11 protein-coding genes and 2 pseudogenes are annotated in these 8770 nt (G+C 57.1%); 8 read left to right on the top strand and 5 right to left on the bottom strand.

Annotated elements, in window-relative coordinates; all coding sequences use genetic code 11:
- A pseudogene (locus tag ACM9ME_RS15005) lies at positions 1-87 on the top strand (integrase catalytic subunit); the annotation flags it as partial.
- Positions 88-122: 35 nt separating this feature from the next.
- On the opposite strand, the pseudogene ACM9ME_RS15010 reads toward ACM9ME_RS15005, so the two are convergent.
- Positions 123-623 (bottom strand): annotated as a pseudogene (locus tag ACM9ME_RS15010) (IS6 family transposase); the annotation flags it as partial.
- A 169-nt stretch (positions 624-792) separates the two neighbouring features.
- Here ACM9ME_RS15010 and ACM9ME_RS15015 point away from each other — a divergent pair.
- The 3 genes from ACM9ME_RS15015 (at position 793) to ACM9ME_RS15025 (ending at position 3480) form a co-directional block, all read left to right on the top strand.
- Positions 793-1464 (top strand): PEPxxWA-CTERM sorting domain-containing protein, encoded by a 672-nt coding sequence (locus ACM9ME_RS15015; protein ID WP_415644270.1) that lies wholly within the window; start codon positions 793-795, stop codon positions 1462-1464.
- 543 nt (positions 1465-2007) lie between these two features.
- Positions 2008-2658 (top strand): PEPxxWA-CTERM sorting domain-containing protein, encoded by a 651-nt coding sequence (locus ACM9ME_RS15020; protein ID WP_415644271.1) that lies wholly within the window; start codon positions 2008-2010, stop codon positions 2656-2658.
- Positions 2659-2778: 120 nt separating this feature from the next.
- Positions 2779-3480: an IS6 family transposase gene (locus ACM9ME_RS15025; RefSeq protein ID WP_415644272.1), complete on the top strand. Its 702-nt coding sequence runs from the start codon at positions 2779-2781 to the stop codon at positions 3478-3480.
- A 183-nt stretch (positions 3481-3663) separates the two neighbouring features.
- Here the strand turns inward: ACM9ME_RS15025 and ACM9ME_RS15030 are convergent, their stop codons facing one another.
- Positions 3664-4161, bottom strand: a complete 498-nt coding sequence (locus ACM9ME_RS15030) for a hemerythrin domain-containing protein (RefSeq protein ID WP_415644273.1) — start codon at positions 4159-4161, stop codon at positions 3664-3666.
- A gap of 92 nt (positions 4162-4253) precedes the next feature.
- Here ACM9ME_RS15030 and ACM9ME_RS15035 point away from each other — a divergent pair, with 92 nt between their 5' ends.
- From ACM9ME_RS15035 to ACM9ME_RS15045, 4 genes are all read left to right on the top strand, one after another.
- The gene (locus ACM9ME_RS15035; RefSeq protein ID WP_415644274.1) at positions 4254-4562 is read left to right on the top strand and encodes a low affinity iron permease family protein; all 309 of its coding nucleotides are present in this window, start codon (positions 4254-4256) and stop codon (positions 4560-4562) included.
- A 707-nt stretch (positions 4563-5269) separates the two neighbouring features.
- Positions 5270-5635 (top strand): hypothetical protein, encoded by a 366-nt coding sequence (locus tag ACM9ME_RS15505; protein ID WP_462933490.1) that lies wholly within the window; start codon positions 5270-5272, stop codon positions 5633-5635.
- Positions 5636-5733: 98 nt separating this feature from the next.
- The gene (locus ACM9ME_RS15040) at positions 5734-6405 is read left to right on the top strand and encodes a sensor histidine kinase (RefSeq protein WP_462933491.1); all 672 of its coding nucleotides are present in this window, start codon (positions 5734-5736) and stop codon (positions 6403-6405) included.
- Positions 6405-6566, top strand: coding sequence for a response regulator (locus ACM9ME_RS15045; RefSeq protein ID WP_415644276.1), 162 nt, complete (start codon positions 6405-6407; stop codon positions 6564-6566). The genes ACM9ME_RS15040 and ACM9ME_RS15045 overlap by 1 nt, the downstream gene beginning before the upstream one ends.
- Before the next feature lie 520 nt (positions 6567-7086).
- On the opposite strand, the gene ACM9ME_RS15050 is transcribed toward ACM9ME_RS15045, so the two are convergent.
- The 3 genes from ACM9ME_RS15050 to ACM9ME_RS15060 all read right to left on the bottom strand — a co-directional run bounded on the left by ACM9ME_RS15050 (position 7087) and on the right by ACM9ME_RS15060 (position 8724).
- A complete protein-coding gene (locus ACM9ME_RS15050; RefSeq protein WP_415644277.1) occupies positions 7087-7383 on the bottom strand; it encodes a hypothetical protein in 297 nt (98 codons plus the stop codon).
- Between the two features lie 260 nt (positions 7384-7643).
- A complete protein-coding gene (locus ACM9ME_RS15055) occupies positions 7644-7877 on the bottom strand; it encodes a hypothetical protein (RefSeq protein WP_415644278.1) in 234 nt (77 codons plus the stop codon).
- A gap of 97 nt (positions 7878-7974) precedes the next feature.
- Positions 7975-8724 (bottom strand): polysaccharide deacetylase family protein, encoded by a 750-nt coding sequence (locus ACM9ME_RS15060; RefSeq protein ID WP_415644279.1) that lies wholly within the window; start codon positions 8722-8724, stop codon positions 7975-7977.
- Between the last annotated feature and the right edge of the window lie 46 nt (positions 8725-8770).

An 8770-nucleotide genomic window follows, 5' to 3' on the forward strand; every position in this document is an offset into this window, starting at 1 on the left:
GAAACGGCTTCACCGCCATATCCGGCCTCCGGTTCCGCTTCGCTCCACCTCCGCCCGGATATGGCGGCGGCGAGCATAATCCACTAACAATCAACCCGGTCCACTCGCCGGGGGCAGGTCACGACCTCCTGCTTGTCGGTGTTGCCGAGCACTTTCATCGCGGCCTTGTACGATGCGAGACCATCGGTGACGATTGCGGCAGGTGAGCCGTGGCGCTTCAGCGCCTTCTTCATGAAAGCCAGGGCTGCTGATTTGTCCCTGGTTTTTGTGATGAAGCTCTCAAGGATCTCCCCCTCGTGATCGACGGCGCGCCACAGGTAAACCATCTCGCCGTTCAGCTTCACGTACATCTCATCAAGATGCCATTTCCAATGGCGAAAGCCGCGCATGTGATTGACCCGCTTGCGGCGGATCTCGCCTGCAAACAGCGGGCCAAATCGATTCCACCACAGACGCACCGTCTCGTGGCAAAGATCGAACCCGCGCTCGAACAGCAAATCCTCGACGTTGCGGAGCGACAGCGGGAACCGCACGTAGAGCATCACGACTTCCCGGATCAGCTCGGGCGCGGAGTGGAAATACCGAAACGGATTGGCGGGCTTCGCTCTTGATCTGCGGCTCATTCGCTCAAGCTACCAGCCAGACCCCTGAACTGCCACATCCTCCTGACAATGCCCAACACACGAGTAAAGTGAGCATTTACTCGAGCGGCCCAACACCTCATTCTCGACCAGATGCTTGTCCGCGCACGAGCGCTGCGCTACGCGACAAGACATTAACCAAGGGATTACCATGTTCAAGACGATGATCATCGCTGCCGCAGTGTTCGCTGTGCCGGCCACGGCCGCAACCAACCTGATCGGTAACGGCGGCTTCGAAAGCCCCGGCGCGCCAAACGGCGGCTATCTTCAGGGGTTCGGTGGCAACACGGACGGGTTCTGGACGGTGACGGGCAACGACGTCCTGGTGCTCAACACCAACTATGTCGAGAATGGCATTACGTTCAACGCCTTCGAAGGCAGCAATGCGCTCGACATTACGGGTTCCGGTAATACCGGTCCCGCCGATGGCCTGTATCAGGACGTGGCAACTGTCGCTGGCCGCAGCTATAATCTGAGCTTCGCGCTCGGCAACGGAAGCGACGCACCGCAGGGTGCGACCTATCTCTTGCCCAGCAGCATCGGTCTCACAATCGGTGGCGGTGTGGCGCAAAACTTCACCAATGCGGCGATCTCGCCGAACGGCATCAACTGGGCGATCCAGAACTATCGCTTTACGGCGACTGGTTCGACGACCCGGGTGGCGTTTACCAACAACACGCCGGGTGGCGACAATTATGCTGGTCTCGATGCGGTATCGCTCACCGCGGTGCCGGAGCCTGCTAGCTGGGCATTGATGCTCGGCGGATTCGGCCTGATGGGCGGCGCAATGCGTCGCCGTCGTTCGAATGTCATTTTCGCCTAAACTTACGACCAAGCGCTTCCAACGCCCGGTCTCGCATCAGCGGGGCCGGGCGTTTTTGTGTTTCCACCAGAGAATGTCGTTTGCCTAACCATGCCACGGGTAGGTGCGTGATTTCGCTCTTAAATGACGATATCGGCGATTGGCCTGAGACCAGTTCGCACATGTGTTCGGGCCGAGAGTGCTGTCAAACCAACGGGGCAGCTGCTAACCGGGGTACCGTCAGAGCAACGGGGCAGCTACTTTCCGATCTGGTTTGCAGTAGCTTCCGATCGTGAAAGTCGTTCGAATTGACGGCGTATGGACGCGCTCTGTTCCGGTCAGCCGGCGCAACTTTTACCCGAATTAGAAGCAAACGAACCAAATTCTGGTTAGTCTGACAGTACCTTTTGCTGCCTATATCAAAAGTTATCCGGGAGTGTGTCAGTTTAGCACGATTTAACATGCGGTGGATCAGGCCGATGTGGTGGAAATCCTTGGCTGGCCATGCTACTGATGACGTTATCGAGCTTCGGCATGTCGGCGTAGCTCGCCTGGGGAAATACGATGAGCAAGATCATTTTGGCAGCTGTGCTGCTCGCGCTGCCTTTGCCTGCTCTGGCGGTGACTCCGTTGAGCTATGACACGACCAACGGAAATACCGGCACTTACACCTACCATGACGATTCCTATTCCGGCGCAGGCAGCACGACCACTGACGGTTCTGCCTTAACCGGCGGCTTGGGCGATCTGACGGACGGCGTCTTGCCGAGCGGACATTGGAACAGTGTCCCAAATGTCAGCAATCTGCCTTGGGTCGGATGGTATGGATATAACCCCACCGTGGCGTTTAACTTTTCCCCGGGCACGGTCATCAACCATGCGATTTTCTATTTTGATGACAACACCGATGGCGGCGTAGCGCTGCCGCAGGGCGTGACCTTCCTTGCTGATGGCAACGCGCTGACCGGAACGCTCACCAAGACGGGCAACGGCATCTTCAGCGCATACGACTACGACTTTGGTGGCGTCGCATTGACCTCGCTCTCCGCTACCCTGAACCGCGACGGTAATTGGGTCATGTTGGGCGAAGCCCAATTCACCGGTCCCAGCGGAGCGGTGCCCGAGCCTGCCTCGTGGGCGATGATGGTCGGAGGATTTGGCCTGCTTGGTGGCGCATTGCGCCGTCGCAGCGCCAAGAGCGTCAGCTTCGCCTAACTGTAAGAATTGATGCCGCCGACTTTAATGTCGGCGGCGTTCCTATTGGCTGTTCCTCCCTCGCGGCCTGCGCTAGGTGCTGTCAGGCTAATGCTAACTTGTCTCTGTCAGGAGGCGATGATGCAACCGATTTCCTACAAGCGGCACCGGTTTCCGCCCGACACGATTCGGCTCGCGGTGTGGCTGTATTTTCGCTTCACCCTGAGTTTTCGTGACGTCGAGGAGCTGCTCGCCGCGCGCGGGATCGAGGTCAGCTACGAGACCATTCGGTGTTGGACGATCAAGTTCGGCCCGGCCATCGCCGCCAACATTCGGCGTCGCCGCGGGCGCGCCGACAGTGTGTGGCATCTTGATGAGATGGTCGTGCGGATCAGTGGTAAACGGATGTACATGTGGCGTGCCGTGGACAAAGAGGGCGAGGTCCTCGACGTCCTGGTGCAGAAGCGCCGCAACAAAGCGGCGGCGCTGAAATTGTTGCGAAAACTGATGAAGAATCAAGGCGCCATGCCCGAGGCGATCGTGACCGATGGCTTGGCTTCGTATCCTGCAGCGATGAAAGTTCTGGGATGCCTGGCCCGGCATCATCCCGGCCGATTACGCGACAACAACCGGGCCGAAAACTCTCACCTGCCGGTCCGGCGACGAGAGCGAAAAATGCAGCGCTTCAAGTCCCAGGGCCAGGCGCAACGCTTCGTTTCCACCCACAGCGCAATCTACAACACCTTCAATATCCAGCGTCACCTGATCTCCCGAAACACGATGCGCCTCTTCCGAACTTCCGCGATGGCGGAGTGGAACGCCGCGTCCGCCGCCGCTGCATGAAACGACAGAATTACGGTCTATTGCCGCTCCCGGAAGTTAACCTGACAACACCCACGCAACTAGGCTCCGGCGGACATCCAAGCGTTGGAAGTCAGCCATCAGCCCGGGCAACCTTGACCGACATCATCATCGAAGGAGACCCGGGCCGATCTATCGTTCTTGCCGAAAACGATTGGCATCCCTCTAAGCGTTGACCGCGCGTGTTTTTGCAGGTGGCAGACTGTTCGCTTCGGCCTGAGGCATTAAGTCGTCCTTGAGCGCCTTCATTTGCCGGCCCAGTTCGACGAGATCAACATCTGTTTTGCGGGCCTTGGCGAACATGCCTTCGCTGTTGGCCTCTTCCTCATGAACGTGATGGCTGATTTCTTCGCCTAGCACGGTGACCTTGGCGTCGTAAAATTCAGCGCCGGGCGCAGCGAGGATGTCGTTGATCAAAACCTTCGCGCCATCGTGCTCGACATAGGCTTCGTCGAGCATGTCATCGTCGATTTTGCCCCGAAGCGCGGGATAGAAGATGTCCTCTTCAATCGTCGTATGAACCTTCAAAGCGTTGCACACCTGCGTTGCAATCTTTTGCTTCTCGGCATCGCTCTTCGCTTTCTCAAACTTCTCGAAAAGCGCTTCGGCTTCGCGGTGATCCGCCTTCAGCAACGCAATCGCATCAACGGGCATATCGGTCATGGATTTTCCTCCGGTTTGCCATGTGAAACCTCCAGCATCGGCGCGCGTTCCGCGCGCGCTGCAAAACGACGCGCGCTGCAAAACGAATTGCCATGCTCAAGAGACTGGACAATTTATTTAGGCGCATCGCTTCCCGCATCGCGAATGCGAGCGGCCAGCCAGCCTCATTCGTGCTCGCGCTGGTCACCGTGATCGTCTGGGCGGTATCGGCCCCGGCATTAAACTATTCGGAAACCTGCCAGCTGGCGATTAACACGGGCACGACCATCGTCATATTCCTCATGGTATTCCTGATCCGGAATTTCGCAGACGCGCGATACCGCATCCATGCAGGCGAAAGTTGGCGAGCTGCGCTATGTTCTGGCCGGAGCGCGCGGAGTTCATCGGCATCGAGCATTTGATGGCGAACGAGGTCGAGCAGATCCCCACGGATCTCGAAAAGCAGGTTTGTAACGACAAAGGGAAATAGGCAATGTGTCAGTGGCGAAGCTGATCTCTCGACTGTGAGATGACCAAGGATGATGACCGTCTCGTCAGATTTTGGTTCGTCGGGCAATGGACTAGCAAAAGCACTGGCGACACCCCTTTTTGGGATGGCCTCGAGGATCGAGGGGATATCGAAACAGCTAGATGGCCTGGAGTGCATCGGCAGGACGTGCGTTGAACCGGCGCCAATACATCCTGCTGCGGTCATCAATTCGAGTCATCCCGACATACGATCCGCAAGCACATCTAAGTTCATGGTCGACCAGCTCGGACGCAGCGGCACTGCCGCCCCCCGCTGCGAGCATCGCGTGACGGTGGTCGTCTCCTGCAACATCCGCGATAGATTCAAAATGAGTTGCGCCATACTCAACCATCAGCTTCAACGTTGGCGGGTCCGGGAGTGGGACGATTTGGATCCTTGAGAGATTACTGCGCAGCCTTGTTGACCGAGATCTTTTGAACATCATCTATTCCGATGGTCGGGTCTGGCGTTTCGGTAAGATACAATTCGCGGCCGATCACCCGCTCGCCCATCGAAGAGGTAGATAACAGGAGATCCGCCGAGCTGAATTGGAAGGTGCTTATGTTCGTTTATCTGCAACAGCTCCTACAAGAGCGAGGAATGGCCCCACATGGCTATTGCCTGCTATGGGACCCAGCCATCATTTGGACACACGTCGTGTCGGACGCGCTGATCGGGCTTTCGTACTTTTCGATCCCAATCGTGATAGCACGGTTTCTGACCCAGCGCCGAGACGTCAAGTTCAGCTGGATCATATGGATGTTCGCTGCCTTCATAATGGCATGCGGTGCCACGCACTTTATGTCGATCTTGGTATTGTGGGTGCCTGCGTACGGAATCGAAGGGCTGCTAAAGCTCGTAACCGCGATGGTTTCCGTAGTCACCGCCTTAGCTTTGTGGCCGTTGTTGCCAAAAGCCGTCGCCCTACCGTCACCAACTCAACTTCAGCAAGCCAACGGAGAATAGAGAAGCGGATCGCTGAACGAGATGCGGCATTGGCGGCGCTTGAGCTGGAGCGCGAGGAGCGTGAGCGCACGGAGGATATGTTGCGCCAATCCCAAAAAATGGAGGCCGTTGGGCAACTGACGGGGGGGATCGCCCACGACTTCAATAACCTTCTCACGGTGATCGTCGCTAATGTTGAGCGCGCCAGGCGTCTGGTGGATGGCGACGAACGAGTCGAAAAGTCCTTGAGCAACGCGATGACTGGCGCAGAGCGTGCGGCGACTCTGACGGATCGACTTCTCGCCTTCTCGCGGCGGCAACCGCTTCAACCCGCGGTCTACGACCTCAATATTATCGTCACCGAATCTCGAGATTTGCTGGAACAAAGTCTTGGAACCGGGATTAAGCTAAGCCTCATGCTCGCGCCACATCCCATGCTGATCGAAACGGACCGAAATCAGACTGAAAACGCCCTCTTGAATTTGGCTATAAATGCACGCGACGCGATGCCGGTTGGTGGTCAACTCACGATCAGCACCGATGAAACGCAGAATAAAATTTTGCTTAGCGTAAAGGACACCGGCGAAGGCATGTCAGCCGAGGTGATCGAGCACGTGTTCGAACCTTTCTTTACGACGAAGGCGGTCGGTCACGGAACAGGACTCGGACTCAGTCAGGTTTACGGCTTCGCGAAGCAATCCGGAGGCGATGTGACCGTCGATAGCACAGTCGGCGGCGGCACTACTGTTAGCATAATTTTTGCTATCGCCAAATCGCTCGAGGGATTGTGATGGCTGATGCGCCTACTGTCTTGATCGTGGAGGATGAGCCACTTGTCCTTGAAATTGCGAGCGAAGAATTCGAAGAAGCTGGTTGCCTTGTCGTCAGAGCCTTGAATGCAGACATAGCCGTGGCTGTTTTAAAAAGCGCACAGCGGCTTGATCTCTTGTAGACCGACATTCGAATTCCGGGAGCCCTCGATGGCTGGGCCCTCGCCACCTTGGCGCGAAACCTCAGGCCGGCCATTCCGGTCATCTACGCCACCGGCTTTTCCGCTGATCAGCCTAGTCTAGTGCCCAATGGCCTGTTTTTTAAAAAGCCGTATCGTATGGCTACTATCCTTGATGCCGCACGCGCGCTTGGACTTCGGTTTTAGCAATGCGAAGCCGCATGCTGGCGCTGCCCATGGGCAGCAGCCGCACGGATCGCACTGAAAGCTGCTAGGCCTGTTCGAAATGCAGTCGCGGGCCACCCCTATGAGACACCATGGTCGACGACCTTATCACGAAGTCGAGAAGGTGATCGAATTATAGACGTCGTCGAAATTGCAACCATGGCGCCTGGGATGAGCCATGGCTAACATTGTGAAAAATCGCATCTGACCGCGGCAGTCAGGTAACTTCTAATACCGCGTGCTCAAATCGACGCGACAGGCGTCCACGCCCCATATAAAGTGGGGCGTGGAGCATAGCTTATTTGTTAGTCGTTGTCGTCGCGGTCACCTTGGTGGTGGCCATGTGGTGGGCCATCTTGTGATGAACGTGCCTGCGATGATGTTTGACCATGGGATGACGAACCATCGTTGAATGCGATGTCGTGTGTTTCGTGCTCATCATCGTGTGTGACGTAGTGTCATGGCGCATTGGCATCGACCCACTCATTGTCGTGTGCGTTGTGGCGGAGCCGCTCGACATCGAGTTCATCTGAGCGGCGGCCGGAAGCGCGACCAGCGCCGCGCACGCTGCCGTAAGTGCAAATTTGGCGTTCATTTTCCATCTCCTAATTGCCCGAATAGCTCCGGGACGGCGATGGTGGGAGCCAAAACGCCGCTGGGCAAGTAGATCTGGAGTGATCGAGTCGATCTTCCGCCTCCCGCCGGACAAGATCTTGCTTTGCGCCGATCGCCCACTGGGGGTTGCGCCTCAATCACTGGCGTGAGGGCGGCACATTCCACTCGGTCGTTGAGCAAAATCGCCTGCCAAATCGGGATGGTCGGCCAAGGGTCGACCAACGCCGCTATCAAATCTTGTCAGCGTCGTGCTGGAGGCGCCTGTTTGGCGACGCTGGCCTTGTGCTTGTAATAATAATGGCCGGCTACGCACCCTGCCATCGCGCCTGAAATTGCGTGATGATGAGCGTAGTGACCTGCCACCCCGCCCGCGACTGCTCCTCGGATACAGCCTTTGGCAAAGGCGGGCGACGCTGCGACCGACAATGCGGAAATCGCGACCAATGCGAACAGCGGCTTCGAATTCTTCGACATGAATCGATACTCCTTACCAATTGATGCGCATTACGAGTTTTTAATGTCGTCGTCCGTACATATACAGGCGGTCGCATTCGATACTAGGACCAACGCGTTAGTTAGGCTTGGTGCGGTCTGCATCGACCTTGTCATATTCGGCCGCAATATCCTTTGGAACTTCGCTATAGCTGTCCCACGGCAACTCCCTGTGGAGTTCCAACGCCCATCGTTCGAGCCAATCGATCCCGTCTTTCCCGGCGTATGGGTCCTTTGTGCGATACGCGGGGTCCGCCAGCGCTTTAGCGAGTGAAATCGGCCGCAGCTTTTCGCGCTTCAGCAATGCGTGAATGTCGCCGATGCAATCGGCGTTGAGCCGTGTTGCGTGCAGGAGCATGACATAAGCGATGTCCCGCCCGAATAGCGCGCGGGCCGCGCGGCGATACCACCTTACGGCTTTTGCGCTGTGATCGAGATATTCCCGTCGAATGCGTTGGCGGCGAGGTTCGTCGTGTCGGGCAATGGCGTCGTCATAGGGTTCAGCGAACTCCCAATCGTCACCGTCGATCGTGACGGGAGCGATGCGATAGCCATGCGCGCGTAGCCAGCTATCGATCTCTCGCTTTACCGCTAATGGCGCGCCGGTCTCGAGATAGGGGTGACGAAACCAGATGATGTTCCGGTGCCTTGCCGCCAGAAGGGCGCGGGTAACCGGCTCCCCCTTTATGATGTCGGCGATATACCCTTCCGGCCCGAGAGTATTGGGAGACTCATGTGAGAAGGTATGGTTGCCCTGATCTGCCCCCCGCTGAGTGGCCCAGAGACTATGATAGTCTGGACCACGAAAGGGACGACGAATGCCGAGCAAGAAGCACAAGCCGGAAGAGATTATCGGGAAGCTGCGTGAAGTTGAG

It is taken from the genome of Sphingomonas antarctica (genome assembly GCF_965137005.1).
Classification (GTDB): Bacteria; Pseudomonadota; Alphaproteobacteria; order Sphingomonadales; family Sphingomonadaceae; genus Sphingomonas_O; species Sphingomonas_O antarctica.

What these genes read in the sequence shown, in the direction of transcription:
- ACM9ME_RS15040 (WP_462933491.1), top strand. Translation starts at nt 5,734, where the DNA reads ATGGAGGCCGTTGGGCAACTGACGGGGGGGATCGCCCACGACTTCAAT.
- ACM9ME_RS15020 (WP_415644271.1), top strand. Translation starts at nt 2,008, where the DNA reads ATGAGCAAGATCATTTTGGCAGCTGTGCTGCTCGCGCTGCCTTTGCCT.
- ACM9ME_RS15055 (WP_415644278.1), bottom strand. Translation starts at nt 7,877, where the DNA reads ATGTCGAAGAATTCGAAGCCGCTGTTCGCATTGGTCGCGATTTCCGCA.
- ACM9ME_RS15045 (WP_415644276.1), top strand. Translation starts at nt 6,405, where the DNA reads ATGGCTGATGCGCCTACTGTCTTGATCGTGGAGGATGAGCCACTTGTC.
- ACM9ME_RS15025 (WP_415644272.1), top strand. Translation starts at nt 2,779, where the DNA reads ATGCAACCGATTTCCTACAAGCGGCACCGGTTTCCGCCCGACACGATT.
- ACM9ME_RS15050 (WP_415644277.1), bottom strand. Translation starts at nt 7,383, where the DNA reads ATGAACGCCAAATTTGCACTTACGGCAGCGTGCGCGGCGCTGGTCGCG.
- ACM9ME_RS15035 (WP_415644274.1), top strand. Translation starts at nt 4,254, where the DNA reads ATGCTCAAGAGACTGGACAATTTATTTAGGCGCATCGCTTCCCGCATC.
- ACM9ME_RS15030 (WP_415644273.1), bottom strand. Translation starts at nt 4,161, where the DNA reads ATGACCGATATGCCCGTTGATGCGATTGCGTTGCTGAAGGCGGATCAC.
- ACM9ME_RS15015 (WP_415644270.1), top strand. Translation starts at nt 793, where the DNA reads ATGTTCAAGACGATGATCATCGCTGCCGCAGTGTTCGCTGTGCCGGCC.
- ACM9ME_RS15505 (WP_462933490.1), top strand. Translation starts at nt 5,270, where the DNA reads ATGGCCCCACATGGCTATTGCCTGCTATGGGACCCAGCCATCATTTGG.